This window comes from Acinetobacter sp. S4400-12 (assembly GCF_024129495.1).
GTDB classification, from domain to species: domain Bacteria; phylum Pseudomonadota; class Gammaproteobacteria; order Pseudomonadales; family Moraxellaceae; genus Acinetobacter; species Acinetobacter lwoffii_C.
The window spans coordinates 15,418-35,846 of the sequence record NZ_JAMXYB010000027.1; the positions used below are offsets into that span (position 1 = coordinate 15,418).

Genomic DNA, 20,429 nt, shown 5'->3' on the forward strand with positions numbered 1-20,429 from the left:
TCTTTCGACCTACTCTCACCCTTAACGTGACAAACGGAATTCTGCTTTTCCGTTCACGGTATATGGAGACAATGAAATACTTTCATTATTTAAACTGAGTGATACGGCAGTGGCATCATCCAGACGAATCTGAAATGGCGACTCACCACTAAGCTGCAAGGTGGAAGCTTGACGGCCAGTCGCCAGTACCTTTCCAGTGGAATCCACGATATGAACCGAGGTTGGACGCTGAAAATCCAGTTTTAACTGGTCGCCCATCATGGCTGTGCCATTATCCAGATTTAGAACTTCAATATGAGAAGAGGGGTCTGCGGCAATTTCACTGTCATCCTGGCTGTTATTGCTGGACCAGTTTTGTATGATCGTCGTCAATACCCCCAGAATCACCAGTACCGTCAAGGCAATCAAAATGCGCTTTAACCATTTACGGTTACGATCACGCTTCGAACCCGGAAGTTTCCCCATAATTTTGATCGGAGAATTATTCAGGGCATGATTGGGCAGCAGGCCGGTATCATTCGTATAAATTTCATCAAAACGCTGGATGATGCTAGAAGCATCTACCCCCAGAAACTTGGCATAGATACGATAATAGCCCTTAATAAAAGTGGCTTCAGGCAAAGACTTGTAGTCATCCTGCTCAAGCGCAGTCAGGGTTTTTACCGGAATATTCAGCTCATTGGCTGCATCGTCCAGATCGCATTGCTGATTGATACGAATCTGACGCAAGTACTCACCTGGACGTTGAACATTTCCTAACGCGTTTGGAGCTACGCTCGAATGATTCGATGGTGAATTAGGATTTACTTCCATACGGCCTCAGTACTGTACTGTAATTGCAAATAACGTTGGTATTCCTGGCTTTCAGGAAAGAGTGCACGCAATTGATTAACCAATACCTGCATTCCTAGCCGATCACCATTGGCACGCGCGGTACGAATGCCAATCCAGAGTGCGCGGGCACTCTGATTTTTCTGTCCCACCCCACGCACAAAATGTTCATACATTTGTGTCGCTGCCGGGAACTGCTGGTTCAGATAAAAAATTTCTGCCAACTCTAACATTGATATATACGAATCGCGATTAGCCTGTAGCGCCTGTTTGAATGTTTTTTCAGCATTCACAACATCGCCAGTTTTCAGATAAATACGGCCCATATTCTCTAGGGCACGAAATCGCTGATCATACCCTAAAGTTGCACCCGCAATTTTAAACTGCTCAATCGCATCATTATAGCGCCCAAGCTGATATAAATAGGTACCGTAATTATTTCGCGCCTGTGCATTTTTCGGGTCTGCGGAAATGGCACGCTTGAAATAAGTCTCGGCTTTTTCCAGATTGAGTGGACTGCCTTCCTGCTGAAGCAGCACACCCATCATCATGTTGGCCTGAGAATCACGCGAATTGCTTTCCAGTGCCTGATCGAGCGCACGTTTTGCTGAATCCAGATCACCTGATTTAAGATATTCTGCCGCCAATTGTGTACGGACTTTAGTGGCTTTTTCCGGGTCTTTCTGACCCAGTTCCGGCGTTTGGCACGCGGTTAATCCCCAAAACCCACACAGCACTGAAATCAAAGCAAGTTTGGATGTCAGATTATTCAATTGGCGACCTCTTGTTATCCTTGTGAGCGCATAATCTCATTTGATTGCGCAATTTTCTTTTTCCACTGCTCCGCTCGACGGGTACGGTCAGCAACCTGTCCGACCAGCTGTCCACACGCAGCATCAATATCATCGCCACGCGTCTGACGAATCGTACACACAAAACCGGCATCAGACAAAGTTTTTTGGAAAGAAATAATCCGGTTACGGCTAGAACGGCCGTATGGCGCATGCGGAAACGGATTAAATGGAATCAAATTGATCTTGCTTGGAAGGTTCTTCAACAATTTAATCATCTGTTGCGCATGTTCAGGATGATCATTCACCCCATCCAGCATCACATATTCAATCGTCACGTGTTTACGCGAACTTTCATTACCATCTTTGGCAATGTAACGCTGACAGGCGGCAATCAATTGTTCGAGTGGATATTTTTTATTGATCGGTACCAGCTCATTACGCAGCTCATCATTTGGTGCATGCAATGAAATCGCCAGGGCCACATCAATATCTTTCACCATCTGATCAATTTTTGGCACTACACCTGAAGTTGATAAAGTCACGCGACGTTTGGACATACCATACGCAAAGTCATCCAGCATCACCCGCATCGCGTTAAGCACGGCATCGTAGTTCAGCAATGGCTCGCCCATGCCCATCATCACCACGTTCGTGACCGAACGCTCACGCTCAAGTACAGGCACATCTTCCATATAGGAATAGTTGGCCATCCACAGCTGACCGATGATTTCTGCCTGAGTCAAATCACGCTGAAAACCCTGTTTGCCGGTGGAACAAAAAGAACAGTCCAAAGCACAGCCCACTTGGGATGAAATACACAAGGTACGTCGTAAACCGCTACGATGTTCTGCCGGAATCAATACCGTCTCGACCAGAGAACCGTCACCGTCGCCCACACGGAATACCCATTTACGGGTGCCATCTTTGGAATAGTTTTTATGCACCACTTCTGGCGCTTTAATTTCACAAATCTTTTCCAGTTTTTCACGTAGCTTGCCTGAGATATTGGTCATCTCGGCAAAATCTGTTACAAAAAACTGGTGAATCCATTTCATCACCTGTCCGGCACGGAACTTCTTCTCGCCCAGATCTTCGAAGAATTTTTCCATTTGTGGACGTGACATGCCAAGTAAGTTCACTTTTTCCACAGAATTTTGCTGTGCAGGAGTGGACAGAGATTGTTGCTGGGCATCAGAAACTGCTGATGTAGCGACCACGTCAGTACTCATGTGTATTACCTAAACCATGTCTAAAGATGAAAGGAGAAGCTCAATATCTGAGCAAAAAATTATTCAGAGAATAAAAAAACCAGATAAGTATAATAACACTTATCTGGTTTGAATACTGCGTATTAACGCGTACGTGGAGCAATCTCAGTTTGCGCGAAGAAGTAGTTCACTTCACGATCAGCAGATGCTACAGAGTCAGAACCGTGAGCAGCGTTTTCGTCGATGCTTACAGCGAAGTCTGCACGGATAGTACCAGGAGCAGCTTCTTTAGGGTTTGTTGCACCCAGAATGTCACGGTGAGCAAGAACAGCGTTTTCGCCTTCAAGAACTGAAACAACCACTGGACCAGAAGTCATGAATGCAACCAGGTCAGCAAAGAAACCACGTTCTTTATGCTCAGCGTAGAAGCCTTCAGCTTCAGCTTGAGTCAAGTGTTTCATTTTAGTTGCAACGATTTTAAGACCCGCTTTTTCAAAACGAGCAAAAATATCACCAATGTGGTTTTTAGCAACTGCGTCTGGTTTTACAATAGATAATGTACGTTCAATAGCCATGATCGGCTCCTTAAGTCAATTGTTGACATGAAATTTTGCCGCATTATACCGAATAATGGACTTGTTTCTTCGTTTCAGAGGTAAAAATTTTACTTTTTTCAAGCCAGCAATTAACGGGCTTCGTCAATCCATGCCATTTGAATGCCTTCCAAAAGGCCTTCGGTCGATTTATTCGGGTCATCTTCAAAATCAGGCAGTGCACAAATCCAGGCATGCAGATCGGTAAAGCGAACCCATTGCGGATCAACATCCGGATGCGCTTCATACAATTCAATCGCGATATCGAGGGTATCTGTCCAACGTAAACCCATATCTATTCCTAAGCATATCTAGTGTGATGCTGTACTTTAGCAAATCTGCAAAATTCTGCGAGCCTTTCGCCGGGCTTCTGCTTGATTTTTTACAACACAATATTTAAAAATGGCGCCATACATACAATCGCCATTGCCAGCACGCCACCAAGTAAGGCCCCTACCACCACATCGCTTGGATAATGCAGCCCCAGCACCATGCGGGACAAAGCCACCAAAATGGTAAAGGGCAGCATCAGAAACAGTAATGCAGGCACTACATAACCCAGTACCACCGTAGCCATTACAGCATGTAAGGTATGGCCTGAAGGAAAGCTAAAATGATCCAGCGGATGTTCACCCAAGCGGATCACCTGATGCACCTGATAGGGACGCGGCCGTACCGTCTTGGTTTTAAGGACTTTATAAATTAAAGTTCCTACCGTACTACCTAAAACCAGATAGATAATTTGCAGGCTATATATCAAGCCCTGTACGATCCAAACACTCAACACCATCAGATACCAGAAAATCCCATCTCCAAGGCGGCTGACGATTTTAAAAAAGGTGGTAATACGCTCCGAACGGGAAAAATGATTAAGATAAACACAGCCTTTTAAATCAATTTCCAAAAACTTGAGTTTTGCATTTTGAAATTTCATTGTAGAGCTCTTATTGTTTTATGCCCTGTATTTTTCAGGTTGAACCACCGAATACAAGGCTTGTTCAAATTGATACACTGGATATTGCCAGCCAACTTCTTCAGCTTTTTGACGTGCCAGACTCCCCATCTGTTGTAGACAGAGCAGATCTGGCAGCTCAAGCATATTTTGTATAAAAGCTTGCTGATTTCCACGTGCACTTAAATAACCTGTTTGACCATGCCGGATATGTAAATGCGCACAAGCATAATCATACGCAATCACTGGCAAACCACTTGCCATTGCCTCTAAAACCACATTACCGAAGGTTTCGACCTGACTGGCAAAACAAAACACATCTGCACTGGCATAAGCCTGTGATAATTTTTGACCCGATAAACTTCCTGTAAAAATAATACTTCCATCCTGATTAAGCCGCTCCAACCTAGCCCGATCAGGTCCATCGCCTACGATGACCAGACGTATATTCTGCTGATACAGCTGGCGCATTCTCAAATACACCTGAATCAAGACATTCACCTCTTTTTCTGGTGAAAGCCTGCCTACATAGAGCATCACGCGAGTCGTGGCAGAGACACCCCAAGCATAACGCAATTCGGGTGAGCGCCACTTTGGTGAAAATGTATCCGTATCGACACCACGGCCTACAACAGCAAGCCGGCAAGTGACCCCAAAATCGGTCAGGGCTTGTGCCGTTTCCTGACTAGGCACACATGTCAGAGCAGTATTGTTATGAAACCACTTTAAATAATTCTGGATCGGTTTAACCAGAAAAGCCAAATCAAAGAAACGGCTAAAATCCTGAAAGGAGGAATGAAATCCACTCGATACCGGGATTCCCTGCAGCTTTGCCACTTGCTGAGCCACCAACCCCAAAGGACCTTCCGTCACAATATGCACCAGATCCGGATAAAAATCCTCAACTGCCTGATAAATTTTTAAAAATTGAGGCCGACCAAACTGTAGATGTGCATATCGGGGAATATGATGCGCCTTGACCAGACATTCAGCATAGGCTTTGAATTCACTACAGGTTTTTTGTTGTTCTGGGCGAATCAATAAGATTTTATGGCCTTGCTTTTGTAAACCTTTACAAAGCTGTAGCAATGAATGTGCCACCCCATTAATTTCTGGTGGCCAGGTTTCGGTCACAATGGCAATTTTTAGGCGGGGACATACCAGACTCTCCAAGGCAGTTTTATAGGGACTGACCGGTCTGCGCTGACCTTTCAAATCAAACTGGATTTTATGAAGAACTGGTCGCTGTTTTAATAATTCTGAGATGGAAGTTTGTGACATCCCGCACCTGTCTAGTTATATTTTTCATTCAGCATAGAAACCGCATATGACTACTTGATGAATCATGAGGCTCAAATACAGTTCCATAACAATATTCATCACTGCCTGTTCAGAGGATGGAATTAAGTGAATATCTGCTTAGACACCAGATACTCACTTACCACGGGTGTCCATTTAGAGTCCTCTCAAGTCTTTCCGGTTTTAGTATCGTCATCAGCTTATTTTTATATTCAAACTCTTAGCATTTAAAAATCGATATCTACTGAGATCTGATCCTGATAATGACCCGCAGGAACACCATTATAAGGATTATCCACCAGTTGAACCGAGACTATATACTTCTGTCTTTGTGTAGGGTTCTGTTTTAATCTCACTCCCCACAAACCACTATTGGCACCACTTAAATTTAATTTAGTTCTTAATTTATGAGGACCATTAGATACATAACTCATGCCGTCCGGACTGATTAAATTCTGACTATTAAATAAAATAGAATAACTGGTATCACATGAAATATTAAAGGAGGTAGCAGCCTGGCTACGCTGATAGCTGGCTAGACGTAATTCTGAATTACTAAAACCATCTATTGAACAATATTTTGCTGCTTCTGTAATTGCACTAACCGATAGGGCGATTATTAATAAAAAGAGTTTTTTCATTTTCTTCTACTCCTACTCACATATAGCTTCTAAAACTTGTTGGTTTGAATTTTGGAACTGACTTTCATTAAGAGTAAATTGGGCCTGGCACTGTTTTCCTCCTTGAGTTTTGACTTTAAGGTTATAGGATCCAGCTTTAAACAAATAGAGATAGACAATACCCTGACTATCCACAAAAGAAGGTTCGCCACTTAAACCATCTACCAGGACTTCAGAACCGATAATTAAATTATTTTGTTGAATATCTTTGATTTTTACCGCAATACGCTTGGTTTTATGAACAGGGAAATTAAACTTATAACCGCGCTGGTCCAATGCAATGAGCTTTTTTGAAGAGTATTCAAAAGTTTCATCCATAGCCAACTGATTCTGGTCAAAAGAAATATCGTAATGAATATAAGGAATAATGTCATGGATAAAGATATAACCTTTATCATTGGTATGGCCAGCGAGTGTTGCTGAACGATAAATATCAAGATTTGGATGCTGATCGACATTGACCAGGGCAAAAGCATTATATGCATATTTAGTTAATGCAACTTTATTATCCAACCAGACCAGAGCTCCTTCAAATAAGGCTTGTGAATTACGTCGATCTTCAAATTCATCATGTGATAACTGTAAATTACCGATGCTCGTTTTCCATAAGCCATATGCATTATAATTTACTTCATCATCGCTGCGATTAACGCCTAAAACATAATCAAAACCATTTTGAGTCATCGTCCTATGACTATAACTTAAACTTGTTTCATTATTTTCAGTATCATGATCAAGATAGATTTGTCCTTTGTCTCCCCAATCATAATTAAATGCAATATTGAAACCCTGATCGCCACCTTCACCAAAATCTTTAAAGAAACCGAAGTCTGAATACAGATTTTTTGTTAATCTTTTTGTTGCTCTAATATCAATAATTTGACGGTCATTATCAAAACCTTGATCATTATAGTAAGACTGATAAATGTAGTTAAAGCCCACCCCATCAACAATTTTTAAATTAAAAAAATTAAAATTTAAGGCACTTGAAGTTTTAATACTAGAATCATACAGATCATTGCTCAAATATTTATATTCTTCAGTAAAGTATCGGCTATTCAGGCTATAAGACCAATTTTTAAAACTTCGATTTAATACTAATGAGGCAGCATACCCTTGTTCCTCCTCTTCCTTCGCTTCACTCACTGAAAATGCAGTATCCAAGACAAAATACTTACTCACTCCTTGTGTCCATAAAAAGTCAAAGTTAATTGTTTCTTCACTATATAGAAGATCTCCCCCTAATGTGGTAGAGGAAGTAATACCTCGTCGAAAAAATACTTTTGTAAAAAAGTCACGATAATCATCATCGACATAATCATAATTATATCTTAGCTTCCCTAAGGAAATATTATATTCATTTAGTTTTGGTTTTAATAAGCGACTATTGATATAAATTGGGAAACTTTGAACAGTGCGGTTACCTAGAATATCTTCTACCACCACTTGAGCATCACCAGCCTGATTAAAAATTGCACCTGCAGGTAGGTTATAATTTCCAGGTGTAATAGAATCTCGATAAAGCCTTATCCCATTAATATATAAATCAATGGTTGAAGGTAAGCTTGCGCTGCCATTTAAAGTAGGAGTGTTCCAGTATACGAAGTCTGGCCGATCTGTATAATTGGTTCCAAAACTTAATCCTCCAAACCGGAATGAATTATTAAGCGCATTATAACGACTAGTTGTATCACCTAAAGTTAGGCTTAGAAACTTTTCAGGAAATTCAATATCTAAGGTACTATTTACCCGTAAAAACTGCTGTTCAAACTCTTCGGGATCTTTACGGTACAAAAAAGCATTTTTGAACAACCAGTAATCTTTAAATATACCAACTTCTGAAAACGTATTAAATTCCTGATCCTCTTCATCTCTATTATAAAATAAACTGTAGTTTACGAAGCCTCCAAAATTTGCTTTTTCAGGTGCTGCTACTTCCAAGTCATAAGCAGTTTCCTGGAAATAATTTGAAGGAAAATTAATTTTTATTGCTTGTAAGCTATGGTCATCTTCAAATATAACATCTGGCTGATTTAATAAACAAAAGTCTTTTTTAGTTAAATGGTGTTGAAATCCCTCAATTCGAATCCCAATTTTACTTAAAGCTTCACACTCTATAAATCTTTTTCCACCTTCTATAAAGGTAGTTGTTTCAGTATTATAATCCAGCCCATTCACCCATATATTTACAATAAAAATTTCCACATTTTCTTTCTGATCTACCTGTTGGTTATCTATTGCATTTGTATTTGTTACACCCATACCACACACTATCATTATGAGAATTTTAGTAGCTTTCATAGTATTATCCTTTTACTATTTTTATTCTCTTTAGACCAGCTCTATCCTTTTACAGGAAACTCTAAGTATCCATATTCCTCAACCTTTACTTTTAATTTTAGTTCGCTATTGTTATTCTTAAAGTCACCCAAGTTATACCTAATCTTATTTCCACTTAAAATATATAAAGTCAAATCTTTTTTAAAAACTTCTTTATTTTTATTATCCAATACAACTACCTCAGTAATTTTTGCATGAGATTTTGCTGTATTATCAATATTCAAGTATGCTGAGTTATTTGTTTTTTCTAACTTTATATCAAGTTGAGGCGGCAGTTGCTCTCCAGCAAATAATGGTAATGAAAAATTAAACAAAAAGTTAATATTGGATTTATTTTCAATAGGAGTGACTTCCTTAAAAACAACTCTCCATGATTCTTGTTTTTTTAAATATAAGGGAGGCTGGCTAAAGCCAATTCTCACAAGCTGCTTGCTTTCAGGCTTTAATTCAAATGTTTTTGGATTAAATAATAAAGTATTATCTTCTACTAAAATATCCTCTCCCTGTTCATCTTGTGTCCATTTAAATGCATTGATTTCAAAAATTTTTGAACTTGCAACCCCACTACTTTCTACACTGATAGTCGTACTTTTCTGTTTCTTAAAATCCTGAATATAAAGTTGTATAGGAGTAAATCTTATTCCCGCAAACAAAGAAGTACTTACTAAGAATAATAAAAAAAATCCTATAATTTTTTTATTCATATTTAACTCCAATTCCATTCAATATAATTTTTATTAAAATAGGAGATGCTTTCCACATCTCCTATTTATTACTTTATATAAGAAATTTTTTTCTTATTATTAGAATTTTACCGCTACAATATAGTTACCGGTATAATTTCCTGCATCTGCATTATCAATAGCGTTACTTGTTACAAGAGCTTTAACATTAAAGCGAACATCTGCATTACCAGTACTTGGTAAAGTAGAACCAGTGTAATCAGAACCTGCTCCATCTTGACGTGTAGTAACCGCAACTGGTACTGAACCTGCGCTACCCGCTAAAGTTGCTGGCGCACTAATGAGTAGGCTATAGCCTGCATTGGTACGTACATCGAAATGTCCATTTGCTGAATAATCACCACCTGGTGTGCCTGCCAATGTCATTGTGGACGTTCCAATATCTAGATCACAATGGCGATCTACTTTCAAATCGATTTTAATTTTTCCGTCACATTTATCTCCACATCCATGTTTACCCGGTTTGTGTGGTTTAGTTGGTTTAGGACCTGGTCTTGCTTCAAGCTCATTTGCATATGCGGCTGTTGAACCAAAACCAACGCTTAATACTAATGCTGCCAGTGCTGCCTGAGTCGTTTTTTTCATGTCTTTCTCCATTCTTTTAAAAAGAATATTTTTGTTTATTTGGTCTCACGGTGAGTAAAACACTCTTATTCTTATGAGCAAAACTACTTACCGTTTTTTTATCTTATTATCATTCGTTTGAAAACATACAAAAATAATACTATTCACAATAATATATTTATTTCGTAGGGATATTTATAAAAACATTATTAGGAGACATAAAATTATAGAGATAGCTAATTAATACCACAGGTGTTACAAATTGTTTTCAATAATTACTTAAAATTTAATATAATCTACACCCCAATATAATTAACACAAGTAACTGAAATACAATAAATTCTCAATAAAAGTAAATTATTACTAAAAGTTTCAAAAATTACACTTCTTAACAAATTGCAGGGAAAAATCATATTTATCTCTCACTTTTTCTTATATTTTTCACACTAAATCACACTTTATCTAGAATTTATTTGTTTTTATCGCGTAATCTATCTTTTAATTTCTAAGCTATTTAAAATTTCTTATTCTTGAGCTTTTAAAATCAATCCCTTTATTTAACTATATTGTGAATATTATCTTATTATTTTAAATAATCTGTTAAGACTCTAATTAAATCGATATTCACATGATAATTTATTTAATCTACTCCTATGTTAAATAAACACCAGATAACTTAAATCTCCTGTCCATCAATATTTATTATTTAACTCTAGATCCTAAGCCTTTTACTTTTACACTTTTATTTACTCCCGCTTTAACTAGTATCCTAAAAAATAATTTAGAAAAAACTTCCTTTTTTCATTTCTTATAACTGAAAACTTAAAATAATAAATAAAAAAACCCGCTCAATTCGAGCAGGTTTTTTTATTCAATCAGAAGATAAAAATTAATTCTTTTCTTTATCAACGATTTTGTTTGCTTGAATCCATGGCATCATTGCACGTAACTTGTTACCTGTTACTTCAATACCATGTGCAGCATTTTGACGACGGCGTGCAGTCATAGACGGATAGTTCAATGCACCTTCCTGGATGAACATCTTCGCATACTCACCCGACTGAATACGTTTAAGCGCATTACGCATTGCTTCACGAGACTGTTCGTTGATCACTTCAGTACCCGTTACATATTCACCGTACTCAGCGTTGTTAGAAACCGAGTAGTTCATATCTGCGATACCGCCTTCGAACATCAAGTCAACAATCAGCTTAAGTTCATGTAGACATTCGAAGTACGCCATTTCTGGTGCATAACCCGCTTCAACCAGAGTTTCGAAGCCCATTTTAACCAGTTCAACAGCACCACCACACAGAACCGCTTGCTCACCGAACAAGTCAGTTTCAGTTTCTTCACGGAATGAAGTTTCGATAATACCTGTACGACCACCACCTACGCCTGAAGCATAAGAAAGTGCTACGTTACGCGCATTACCAGAAGCATCTTGGTGAATGGCGATAAGGTCAGGAACACCTGAACCACGTTGGTATTCAGAACGTACAGTGTGACCTGGTGCCTTAGGCGCAACCATGATTACGTCTAAATCAGCACGTGGAACCACTTGGTTATAAAGCACAGAGAAACCGTGAGCAAATGCTAAAGTTGCACCTTGCTTAATGTTTGGCTCAATGACGTCACGGTAAAGTTGTGATTGGAACTCATCCGGAGTCAAGATCATCACTACGTCAGCTTGTGCTACAGCAGCAGGAACTTCAGCAACTTTAAGACCAGCATTTTCAGCTTTTTTCCAAGAAGTAGAACCTGCACGCAGACCTACAGTTACATCAACGCCAGAATCTTTCAGGTTAAGCGCGTGCGCATGGCCTTGTGAACCATAACCAATGATCGCTACTTTTTTGCTTTGGATGATAGATAAATCACAGTCTTTATCGTAAAAAATTTGCATTGCTGTCTCCACTTGAATGCTTATGCTTCCTTTGACCTCAGCCAATGATCTTATTCGTATTCATTGACTGAGATTCTCATTTCACAATGAGTAGAATATGTTAAAAATTAGATAGTTAGAACTTTTTCGCCACGCGCAATGCCAGATACACCTGAACGAACCACTTCCAGAATGGTATTTTCTGCCAAGGCATCAATAAACGCATCAACTTTTTCAGTCGTACCCGCCACTTGAATGGTATAGGTCGTTGGTGTGACATCGACCACCTGACCACGGAAAATATCAGCTGTACGCTTGATTTCGTCACGTGATGAACCCAGTGCTTTGACTTTAATCAGCATGAGTTCACGTTCGATGTGTGCACCTTCAGACAGGTCTACAACTTTCACCACCTCAACCAGCTTGTTCAGCTGCTTGGTAATTTGTTCAATCTTGTGGTCATCACCATATGTAGTGAGCGTTAGACGTGAAAGTGTTGGATCTTCAGTCGGTGCCACGTTCAAGGTTTCAATGTTATAGCCGCGCTGAGAAAACAGGCCAACCAAACGTGAAAGTGCGCCCGCTTCGTTCTCTACGAGTACAGAGATAATATGTCTCATGACGTGCGCTCCCCTTTTGATAACCACATATCTTGCATCGACTGACCCGCAACCAACATCGGATAGACGTGTTCACTACGGTCAACCATTACGTTAATAAATACGCATTTGTCGTTAATTGCCATGGCTTCAGCAAGCTTCGATTCAAGCTCATCTGCATGATCAATTTGAATCCCGACATGGCCATAAGCTTCCATTAACTTGGCAAAGTCAGGCAAAGACTCTACATAAGAGCTGGAATGACGACCTTCATAGTTCATATCCTGCCACTGCTTCACCATACCCAAGGCACGGTTGTTCAGACATAGAATCTTCACGTTCAGACCATATTGCTTACAGGTTGAAAGCTCCTGGATACACATCTGAATAGACGCTTCACCCGTAATACACACCACTTGCTGATCCGGGAATGCAAGCTTTGCAGCCATCGCATAAGGAAGACCAACACCCATGGTGCCCAAGCCGCCTGAATTGATCCATTGACGTGGACGCTTGTAGCGGTAGTGCAATGCACCAAACATCTGGTGCTGACCAACGTCAGAGGTAATGATCGCTTCACCGTTGGTGATCTTGTCTAAAGCACGTACCACCTGTTGCGGTTTCATCGAACCATCAGTCGGTACATCAAACTTCAGGCAGTTGACCTGGCGCCACTCATCAATCTGTTTCCACCATGCCGCAATTGCTTCAGGATTTGGCTTGGAAACATTCATCTGTTTCAACTGGTTCAACATTTCTGTCAATACCGGCTCTACCGCACCCACGATTGGAATATGGGCCATGATAGTCTTTGAAATAGTCGCCGGGTCAATATCAATATGAATGACTTTGGCATTTGGACAGAACTTCGCCGGGTTATTGGTTACACGGTCATCGAAACGCGCACCCACACACAGAATCACGTCTGCATTATGCATGGTCATGTTCGCTTCATAAGTTCCGTGCATCCCGAGCATACCGACAAACTGTGGATCATCGCCAGGGAAAGCCCCTAAGCCCATCAGCGTATTCGTGACCGGGAAGCCCAGCAAATGGGCAAGTTCAGTCAATTGCGCCGAAGCATTGCCCTGAACCACACCTCCACCCGAGTAAATAATCGGGCGTTTAGCATGAAGCAGCTCGTCAATCGCTTTACGGATTTGTCCGGTATGACCGCGATAAGGCGGCTGATACGAACGCATCTTCACTTTTTCAGGATATTCGTAAGCAAATTTCTCCGCGGGATTGGTCGCATCTTTTGGAATATCTACAACCACTGGACCTGGACGGCCACTCGATGCGATATAGAATGCTTTTTTGATAATCGCAGGAATTTCGCTTGCATGGCGTACCTGAAAGCTATGCTTCACGATTGGACGGGAAATACCCACCATATCGGTTTCCTGGAAAGCATCTTCACCGATGAGATGGCTTGCAACCTGACCCGACAAAATCACCATTGGGATTGAGTCCATATAGGCTGTTGCAATTGGTGTGACGGTATTGGTTGCGCCTGGGCCTGAAGTGACCAGCACTACACCTGTTTTACCCGTTACGCGCGAGTAAGCATCGGCCATGTGACCGGCAGCCTGTTCATGACGTACGAGATAATGATTGACTTTTTCCTGTTGAAAGAGCGCATCGTAAATATGCAGTACTGCGCCGCCTGGGTATCCAAAAACATGTTCAACGCCTTCATCCGCTAATGCGCGAACAAGCATTTCACCACCAGATAAAAGTTCCAACGTGATTCACCCTAATATTATTCACTGCACAAATGGGAGGCATTTGCAGTGTTTCATTTGTTAACTGTCTGCACTGTTATAGCACACAAATTTCATAGTTTTCATAGCAATAGGAAAAAAATCTGATCTTCTTGCTGTTCGAGCAATACAAGATCTAAAACATGTTGGGGTAAACATATTTTGTTGGCTTTGTTCAATTTCTCGGCTAGAAAAATTGCCCATTGCATGACATGACACTTATTCGAAGGGTGATCGATTTAAGGCATATAAAACTATTGCAGCATTCTTGTGTTTTCAGACTCTAAAGTCAAGTTTTAAACACACTCTCTCTTCCTACTTTTTGACCTGATTTGCTGGTTTTACGTACAATTTAGTCTTGGATTTTTTGTACAGTTCTTACCGATCCAGAAAATATTTATCATTTTCATATTGTTATCTCTTTAATTTTATAAATTTTTAATATGCATTACATAAGAAAAAGGAATGAATTTTTATCTAATTGAATATCATTTTTTATAGATAAACTTTATCTGCTGACTTTTTTCGGTCTTAAAACTTTCTTTTTATTTTTTAATATTACACAATAAATCCAATGACAGCTCTCCCCTTTCTAGAGCAGAAACCATTCAAATAACTCTATTTTTTAAGGATATATAACAAATGAAAAGCACTTTCCTGAAATTAGGTAGTTGTGCTGGTATATTACTCTTTAGTATAACTAGCCATGTTTCTGCAGCGGAATACTATAAATGGGTAGACGCCAAAGGCACCACCCATTACACCAAAACGCCGCCACCAAAGTCTTCTAAAAAAGTTAAAACGGTCACCACTTATGGCTGGACCAATTCAGCAACAACGCCTTCAGAAACTGGTCAAAATGCGGTTCAGCCTGAAAATGGGCATCCGGTGCATAGTCGCCCAAATCCGGCTGGGACTGAAAATGACCAGCAACAACGCGAAGCCAATGAAGCCTTGGAGCGTGGTCAGTCTGAACGCCCATCAGTCTAAGACTCTCCGAAATACCGATTTAGATTTTTCCTGCAGAAACCCGTGCGCAAAATTCACTTTTAGGTGCATTTTGCGCTATGCTGTGCGTTAAATTTTTTAACCATTCTCTTGTATTACGTATATGACTACTCACATTGACCCTGAATATCAAGCCAGTGCGATTGAGCCTCAAGTCCAGCAGGATTGGGAATCTCGCAAAGCCTTTAAAGTTGCCGACACTGTAGAAGGTCCGCGTCGTTATATCCTCTCGATGTTCCCTTACCCGAGTGGCAAGCTGCATATGGGTCATGTGCGTAACTATACGATTGGCGACGTGATCAGCCGTTTCCACCGTTTAAAAGGCGAAACTGTCCTGCAACCAATGGGTTGGGATGCTTTTGGTCTACCTGCTGAAAACGCAGCCATTGCCCATCAGGTGGCTCCGGCAAAATGGACTTTTGAAAATATTGCCTACATGCGTGACCAGTTGAAAAAACTCGGTCTAGCTGTAGATTGGGATCGCGAATTTGCGACCTGTACCCCAGAATACTATCGCTGGGAACAATGGTTATTTGTTCAGCTGTATAAAAAAGGTCTGATTTACCGCAAACTTTCCACTGTGAATTGGGATCCGGTAGACCAGACAGTACTGGCAAATGAGCAGGTGGAAAATGGTCGTGGCTGGCGTTCAGGTGCATTGGTCGAAAAACGTGATATTCCAATGTACTACTTCCGCATTACCGATTATGCCCAAGAACTATTAGATGATTTAGATACATTAAAAGACGGCTGGCCACAACAAGTACTGACCATGCAGCGCAACTGGATTGGTCGCTCACAAGGGATGGATATCACCTTCCCTTCAGCAAATCTTGAGGTTTATGCCGATGGCTTAACGGTATTTACCACCCGTGCCGATACCTTAATGGGCGTGACTTATGTGGCAGTTGCCGCAGAACATCCGATGGCATTAAAAGCAGCTGAAAACAATCCTGAACTTGCTGCATTTATTGAAGAATGCCGTATGGGCTCAGTGGCTGAAGCCGATCTGGCCGTGGCTGAGAAAAAAGGGATGGCAACCGGTCTTTCAGTCAAACATCCGGTGACTGGTGAAGATATTCCAGTCTGGATTGCCAACTATGTATTGATGTCATACGGTTCAGGTGCGGTGATGGCCGTACCTGCACACGATGAACGTGACTTTGAATTTGCCAACAAATATGGCTTGACCATCAAACAGGTCATTGATGCCAAAGGTGCAGAAGACACAGACTTTGATGCGACAGAGTGGCAAGAGTGGTACGGCTCTAAAGCAGGCAAACTGGTCAATTCAGGCGAGTTTGATGGTCTGGATTTCCAGGGTGCATACGATGCATTCCTTGCTAAATTAGAACCAACAGGCCTGGCAAGTTCTAAAGTTCAATTCCGTTTACGTGATTGGGGCGTGTCTCGTCAACGTTACTGGGGTTGTCCAATTCCAATGATTAACTGTGACACATGCGGTCAGGTGCCAGTACCCGAAGATCAACTTCCCGTGGTCCTTCCAACCGATGTGGTTCCAGATGGTTCAGGTAACCCGCTGAACAAAATGCCTGAGTTCTATGAAACCACTTGTCCATGTTGTGGTAGCGACGCACGTCGTGAAACCGATACTCTGGACACCTTTGTAGAATCATCTTGGTACTATGCGCGTTACGCATCTCCTGATTTTACCGATGGTCTGGTCAAACCTGAAGCCAGCCAAACCTGGTTACCAGTAAACCAATATATTGGTGGTGTTGAACATGCGATTCTGCACTTGTTGTATGCACGCTTCTTCCACAAACTGATGCGTGATGAAGGTGTGGTACAAGGTAACGAACCATTCACCAACTTGCTTACCCAGGGTATGGTCCTTGCGGATACATACTATCGTGAGGCTGAGTCAGGTAAAAAAACCTGGTTCAATCCAGCCGACATCGATCTTGAACGTGATGAGAAAGGCCGCATCATTTCTGCAAAATATCAGGGCGATGGTCAAGATGTCATTGTCGGTGGTCAGGAAAAAATGTCGAAATCGAAAAACAACGGTATCGACCCGCAAGCGATTATTGACCAGTACGGCGCAGATACCGCACGTGTATTCATGATGTTTGCTGCGCCACCGGATCAATCTCTGGAATGGTCAGATGCCGGTGTTGAAGGCGCTAACCGCTTCCTGAAACGTGTATGGCGTTTGGCTGCAGGCTTCCTGGAAAAAAGCAATTCTGCATCTGTTATCGATACAGCAAAACTTTCAACCGCGGCACAAGACCTGCGTCGTAAAACGCACGAAACCATCCAAAAAGTGGGTGATGACATTGAACGCCGTCATGCCTTTAACACGGCTATTGCCGCCATGATGGAACTGTTAAACGCGAATAATAAGTTTGAAGCCAAAGATGATAATGACGTGGCGGTTGCACGTGAATCCATTACCACCCTTCTTACCTTATTGGCTCCGTTTGCACCGCATTTAAGCCAAACTTTATTGGCTAAGTTTGGGATTGAATTGAATTCAACCCTATTCCCGCAAGTGGATGAGTCTGCTTTAACCCGCAATACCCAAACCATTGTGGTTCAAGTCAACGGCAAACTGCGTGGCAAACTTGAAATAGCGGTGGATGCTTCTAAAGATGAAGTTCTGGCACAAGCCAAAGCCTTGCCGGAAGTACAGCAATTCTTGACAGGGCCAACCAAGAAAGAAATTGTGGTACCAAATAAACTGGTGAACCTGGTGGTTTAAAAATCTACCGCTCCCTGGCCCTTTCCTAAAAGGAAGGGGCCAATCCCTTCTTTCTCTGGGAGAAGGTTAGGATGAAGGGACAAAAGGATTTCACAATTCCCAAACAAAGCCCGTTGCCAGCCAACGGGCTTTGACTTTACAATCCATTTCAGGATTTCAAATATTTTCCGCAGGGAAGAATAGAGGACAAAATATGCATTTGGGCAAACGTTTAGCAGCAATTGTTTTAACTTGTGGTCTAAGTGCAGGCTTGGCGGGCTGTGGCTTTCATTTAAAAGGAACTACTTCGAGTTCCGCGCCATTGGCTTACTCCACCATGAGCCTCTCCTTACCTGCCCATACTGAAGAACTTCAGGAAAAGCTTGCAGTCTATCTGGGTGCCGCTGGTATACAGCTAAACAAGGCTCCTAATGCTTATGTATTGCATATATTGGACTATACGCCGCGCCGCTTGGAGTTAAATGGCAAGCTGGTAGAAACCTTGTTACGTTTGAATGTGACTTTCCGTATAGAAGATGCGCAAGGCAAGCCGATTACCGAAGCACGTACGGTGGTAGCAACCCGTACTTATCAATATAATATTGAAACCGTAAACACCGATGACCAGGAACAAAAGTTCTTAAATCAGGTCCTTATTGATGATATTGCCCAGCAGATTGCGCGCCAGATTTCTTCAAATCGGTTACCGCTGGTTAAAGATCGTCCTTCAACTCCGGCTACCCCATAAGATTAAGCGATGAAACTTGACTATCTCCAGGCCCTCAAACGTATTGATGATGCTCGCGGAGCCTGGATATTGCATGGTCAGGAGCCCCTGCTGGAACAGAACCTGCTTGATGCCTTTCGTGCCAGCTGGCAAAAACAGGACATTGAGCGTCAGCGTTATGATATCAGTTCAGTAGCTGACTGGAAAAATGTCTTTAATGCCTTAAATAGTCTGTCTCTTTTTTCCACGCAACTTGCTGTGGAAGTGCATGGCAATATCAAGCCTGATGCGAGTGCTCTTAAATTACTGAAAAGCTATTTGCAGCATAATGAGCACAACCTGCTGTTGGTGGTTATGCCCAAGCAGGACAGTAACAGCCTGAAATCCAGTTTCTTTCAACTGATTGATGCCAATGGGGTGAATGTTTCACTTTCGGCCAATTATCCCAAAGATCGTCAGCAAATTTTGGGAGTAGAAGCGCAAAAGCTGGGCATTCAACTGGCAAATGATGCATGGCAATGGCTGGAGCAGCATCACGAGCATAACCTGCTGGCTGCAAAAAACAGCCTGATGCGGGTCAGTGACACTTTTCCTGAAGTTGATCTGATTCAGATTGATCATCTATATGCCTGCCTGCAAGACCAGTCACGCTATAGTACTTATGATTTAAGTGATGCCTTGCTAAAAGGAGACTTGGCGCAATCGGTAAAAATTTTTCAATATTTAACAGCCTCTGGTGAACCGATGAGCCTGATCTTGTGGAGTATCAGCAAGGAAATGCGTTTGTTGATGCAACTGTTTGAACAACCACAAAATGCTTTGCAACTCGGTATCTGGAAAACCAAGGTAAGTCTATATCAGCAGGCCTTACGTCGCCTCAGTCCACAGGCTTTTTTGGCCTGGCCGCAACTCTTGATCAGCATTGATGCTGCCATTAAAGGGATGTCCAGAGAAAATCCTGAACATCTCATCCTACAGGCCATTGCTGCAATGTGTGGTAAAGACTTATTTTTATCAACCAGCGCTTAACTAAAAAAACGTGCAAACCAGCCTTTGCCTTTTTTCTCTTCCTGTTTACGTAGATAGCTCAACATATTGTCGCGCACTGCATCGACATAGTCTTGATCATCATGTTGAATATGGTTGATCAACCATTTAGACAAAAGGCGATACAAATCTTTTTCAATTGACTCACCCTTCTCAAATTTCAGACGATAATCATTTAATCGTTTAACGAATAATTCATGTATTCCACGATGAGACGGCAAATATTGATAACTGACTTGTTCAAGTAAATTTTCTTCAAAGCTAAAATGCGACTGGGTATAGTCAATTAAGTCATCCAACACCTCTTTGATTTTATCGCGCGCTCCCGTGCTTTTTACCTGTTCCAAAGTATTAATATAATCTAAAATTTGACGGTGCTGATTATCAATCACCTCAATTCCAATATTATAGTTTTCCTTCCATTCCATTTTTGAACCCCATCGATTTCCTTAGTAAATTCGTATTATTTTTTACACGAAAACGTCCATATCATCTTTCTACAATAAAGACATATTTTTTTTATGGAATTAAATATTACAAGCTTTATTTAGTTAAATCTATATGTAAAACATAGTTTTTTTAGTTTTTAATACTTAGAGCGTGTCCTCATTTGAAGAATTGGTTTTAAATACTTAAAATCCTCCTTTGAGTTATTTTTATTTCTACATTTTCAATGGCACGCACTCTTCTTA

Annotated in this window: 19 protein-coding genes; 4 read left to right on the forward strand and 15 right to left on the reverse strand. The window is 41.1% G+C overall.

What is annotated here, in order from left to right:
• Window positions 1-21: 21 nt before the first annotated feature.
• The 14 genes from NI461_RS10600 to NI461_RS10665 form a co-directional block, all read right to left on the reverse strand.
• Entirely contained in the window at window positions 22-813 is a 792-nt protein-coding gene (locus tag NI461_RS10600; RefSeq protein WP_174659329.1) for a helix-turn-helix domain-containing protein, read from the reverse strand.
• Window positions 804-1,595 (reverse strand): type IV pilus biogenesis/stability protein PilW, encoded by a 792-nt coding sequence (gene pilW, locus NI461_RS10605; protein ID WP_227548025.1) that lies wholly within the window; start codon window positions 1,593-1,595, stop codon window positions 804-806. The genes NI461_RS10600 and pilW overlap by 10 nt, the downstream gene beginning before the upstream one ends.
• A gap of 23 nt (window positions 1,596-1,618) precedes the next feature.
• Window positions 1,619-2,854 carry a 23S rRNA (adenine(2503)-C(2))-methyltransferase RlmN gene (gene rlmN, locus NI461_RS10610; RefSeq protein ID WP_151204107.1) on the reverse strand — a complete coding sequence of 412 codons (1,236 nt, stop codon included), beginning with the start codon at window positions 2,852-2,854 and terminating at the stop codon, window positions 1,619-1,621.
• Between the two features lie 122 nt (window positions 2,855-2,976).
• Window positions 2,977-3,408: a nucleoside-diphosphate kinase gene (gene ndk / locus NI461_RS10615; protein WP_035265623.1), complete on the reverse strand. Its 432-nt coding sequence runs from the start codon at window positions 3,406-3,408 to the stop codon at window positions 2,977-2,979.
• Between the two features lie 110 nt (window positions 3,409-3,518).
• Window positions 3,519-3,719 carry a Fe-S cluster assembly protein IscX gene (gene iscX / locus NI461_RS10620; RefSeq protein ID WP_151204106.1) on the reverse strand — a complete coding sequence of 67 codons (201 nt, stop codon included), beginning with the start codon at window positions 3,717-3,719 and terminating at the stop codon, window positions 3,519-3,521.
• An 89-nt stretch (window positions 3,720-3,808) separates the two neighbouring features.
• Window positions 3,809-4,360 carry a phosphatase PAP2 family protein gene (locus NI461_RS10625; RefSeq protein WP_151204105.1) on the reverse strand — a complete coding sequence of 184 codons (552 nt, stop codon included), beginning with the start codon at window positions 4,358-4,360 and terminating at the stop codon, window positions 3,809-3,811.
• An 18-nt stretch (window positions 4,361-4,378) separates the two neighbouring features.
• Window positions 4,379-5,659 carry a glycosyltransferase family 1 protein gene (locus tag NI461_RS10630; RefSeq protein ID WP_253157260.1) on the reverse strand — a complete coding sequence of 427 codons (1,281 nt, stop codon included), beginning with the start codon at window positions 5,657-5,659 and terminating at the stop codon, window positions 4,379-4,381.
• 245 nt (window positions 5,660-5,904) lie between these two features.
• A complete protein-coding gene (locus tag NI461_RS10635) occupies window positions 5,905-6,318 on the reverse strand; it encodes a hypothetical protein (protein WP_151204103.1) in 414 nt (137 codons plus the stop codon).
• 12 nt (window positions 6,319-6,330) lie between these two features.
• Window positions 6,331-8,658 (reverse strand): fimbria/pilus outer membrane usher protein, encoded by a 2,328-nt coding sequence (locus tag NI461_RS10640; RefSeq protein WP_253157270.1) that lies wholly within the window; start codon window positions 8,656-8,658, stop codon window positions 6,331-6,333.
• A gap of 41 nt (window positions 8,659-8,699) precedes the next feature.
• Window positions 8,700-9,401 carry a molecular chaperone gene (locus NI461_RS10645; protein ID WP_253157272.1) on the reverse strand — a complete coding sequence of 234 codons (702 nt, stop codon included), beginning with the start codon at window positions 9,399-9,401 and terminating at the stop codon, window positions 8,700-8,702.
• Between the two features lie 99 nt (window positions 9,402-9,500).
• The gene (locus NI461_RS10650; RefSeq protein ID WP_151204100.1) at window positions 9,501-10,025 is read right to left on the reverse strand and encodes a DUF4402 domain-containing protein; all 525 of its coding nucleotides are present in this window, start codon (window positions 10,023-10,025) and stop codon (window positions 9,501-9,503) included.
• Window positions 10,026-10,893: 868 nt separating this feature from the next.
• Window positions 10,894-11,910, reverse strand: coding sequence for a ketol-acid reductoisomerase (gene ilvC / locus NI461_RS10655; protein ID WP_151204099.1), 1,017 nt, complete (start codon window positions 11,908-11,910; stop codon window positions 10,894-10,896).
• A 107-nt stretch (window positions 11,911-12,017) separates the two neighbouring features.
• Window positions 12,018-12,509, reverse strand: coding sequence for an acetolactate synthase small subunit (gene ilvN, locus NI461_RS10660; protein ID WP_151204098.1), 492 nt, complete (start codon window positions 12,507-12,509; stop codon window positions 12,018-12,020).
• The gene (locus tag NI461_RS10665; RefSeq protein ID WP_151204097.1) at window positions 12,506-14,233 is read right to left on the reverse strand and encodes an acetolactate synthase 3 large subunit; all 1,728 of its coding nucleotides are present in this window, start codon (window positions 14,231-14,233) and stop codon (window positions 12,506-12,508) included. The genes ilvN and NI461_RS10665 overlap by 4 nt, the downstream gene beginning before the upstream one ends.
• A 660-nt stretch (window positions 14,234-14,893) precedes the next feature.
• Here NI461_RS10665 and NI461_RS10670 point away from each other — a divergent pair.
• The 4 genes from NI461_RS10670 to holA all read left to right on the forward strand — a co-directional run bounded on the left by NI461_RS10670 (window position 14,894) and on the right by holA (window position 19,719).
• On the forward strand, window positions 14,894-15,241 hold the full coding sequence (locus NI461_RS10670; RefSeq protein ID WP_253157274.1) for a DUF4124 domain-containing protein: 348 nt from the start codon (window positions 14,894-14,896) through the stop codon (window positions 15,239-15,241).
• Window positions 15,242-15,362: 121 nt separating this feature from the next.
• Window positions 15,363-17,984: a leucine--tRNA ligase gene (leuS, locus tag NI461_RS10675; RefSeq protein ID WP_253157276.1), complete on the forward strand. Its 2,622-nt coding sequence runs from the start codon at window positions 15,363-15,365 to the stop codon at window positions 17,982-17,984.
• Window positions 17,985-18,177: 193 nt separating this feature from the next.
• Entirely contained in the window at window positions 18,178-18,711 is a 534-nt protein-coding gene (gene lptE, locus NI461_RS10680; protein ID WP_151204094.1) for an LPS assembly lipoprotein LptE, read from the forward strand.
• A gap of 9 nt (window positions 18,712-18,720) precedes the next feature.
• On the forward strand, window positions 18,721-19,719 hold the full coding sequence (holA, locus tag NI461_RS10685; RefSeq protein WP_151204093.1) for a DNA polymerase III subunit delta: 999 nt from the start codon (window positions 18,721-18,723) through the stop codon (window positions 19,717-19,719).
• On the opposite strand, the gene NI461_RS10690 is transcribed toward holA, so the two are convergent.
• The gene (locus NI461_RS10690; protein WP_253157278.1) at window positions 19,716-20,165 is read right to left on the reverse strand and encodes a bacteriohemerythrin; all 450 of its coding nucleotides are present in this window, start codon (window positions 20,163-20,165) and stop codon (window positions 19,716-19,718) included. The two genes, holA and NI461_RS10690, sit on opposite strands and share 4 nt — an antisense overlap.
• Between the last annotated feature and the right edge of the window lie 264 nt (window positions 20,166-20,429).

Bases quoted from the DNA above. Each gene is read 5' to 3' on its own strand.
- ilvC (WP_151204099.1), bottom strand. From the start codon at position 11,910: ATGCAAATTTTTTACGATAAAGACTGTGATTTATCTATCATCCAAAGC.
- leuS (WP_253157276.1), top strand. From the start codon at position 15,363: ATGACTACTCACATTGACCCTGAATATCAAGCCAGTGCGATTGAGCCT.
- NI461_RS10650 (WP_151204100.1), bottom strand. From the start codon at position 10,025: ATGAAAAAAACGACTCAGGCAGCACTGGCAGCATTAGTATTAAGCGTT.
- rlmN (WP_151204107.1), bottom strand. From the start codon at position 2,854: ATGAGTACTGACGTGGTCGCTACATCAGCAGTTTCTGATGCCCAGCAA.
- NI461_RS10690 (WP_253157278.1), bottom strand. From the start codon at position 20,165: ATGGAATGGAAGGAAAACTATAATATTGGAATTGAGGTGATTGATAAT.
- NI461_RS10630 (WP_253157260.1), bottom strand. From the start codon at position 5,659: ATGTCACAAACTTCCATCTCAGAATTATTAAAACAGCGACCAGTTCTT.
- iscX (WP_151204106.1), bottom strand. From the start codon at position 3,719: ATGGGTTTACGTTGGACAGATACCCTCGATATCGCGATTGAATTGTAT.
- NI461_RS10625 (WP_151204105.1), bottom strand. From the start codon at position 4,360: ATGAAATTTCAAAATGCAAAACTCAAGTTTTTGGAAATTGATTTAAAA.
- NI461_RS10600 (WP_174659329.1), bottom strand. From the start codon at position 813: ATGGAAGTAAATCCTAATTCACCATCGAATCATTCGAGCGTAGCTCCA.
- ilvN (WP_151204098.1), bottom strand. From the start codon at position 12,509: ATGAGACATATTATCTCTGTACTCGTAGAGAACGAAGCGGGCGCACTT.
- NI461_RS10645 (WP_253157272.1), bottom strand. From the start codon at position 9,401: ATGAATAAAAAAATTATAGGATTTTTTTTATTATTCTTAGTAAGTACT.
- NI461_RS10670 (WP_253157274.1), top strand. From the start codon at position 14,894: ATGAAAAGCACTTTCCTGAAATTAGGTAGTTGTGCTGGTATATTACTC.
- NI461_RS10640 (WP_253157270.1), bottom strand. From the start codon at position 8,658: ATGAAAGCTACTAAAATTCTCATAATGATAGTGTGTGGTATGGGTGTA.
- lptE (WP_151204094.1), top strand. From the start codon at position 18,178: ATGCATTTGGGCAAACGTTTAGCAGCAATTGTTTTAACTTGTGGTCTA.
- ndk (WP_035265623.1), bottom strand. From the start codon at position 3,408: ATGGCTATTGAACGTACATTATCTATTGTAAAACCAGACGCAGTTGCT.
- holA (WP_151204093.1), top strand. From the start codon at position 18,721: ATGAAACTTGACTATCTCCAGGCCCTCAAACGTATTGATGATGCTCGC.
- NI461_RS10635 (WP_151204103.1), bottom strand. From the start codon at position 6,318: ATGAAAAAACTCTTTTTATTAATAATCGCCCTATCGGTTAGTGCAATT.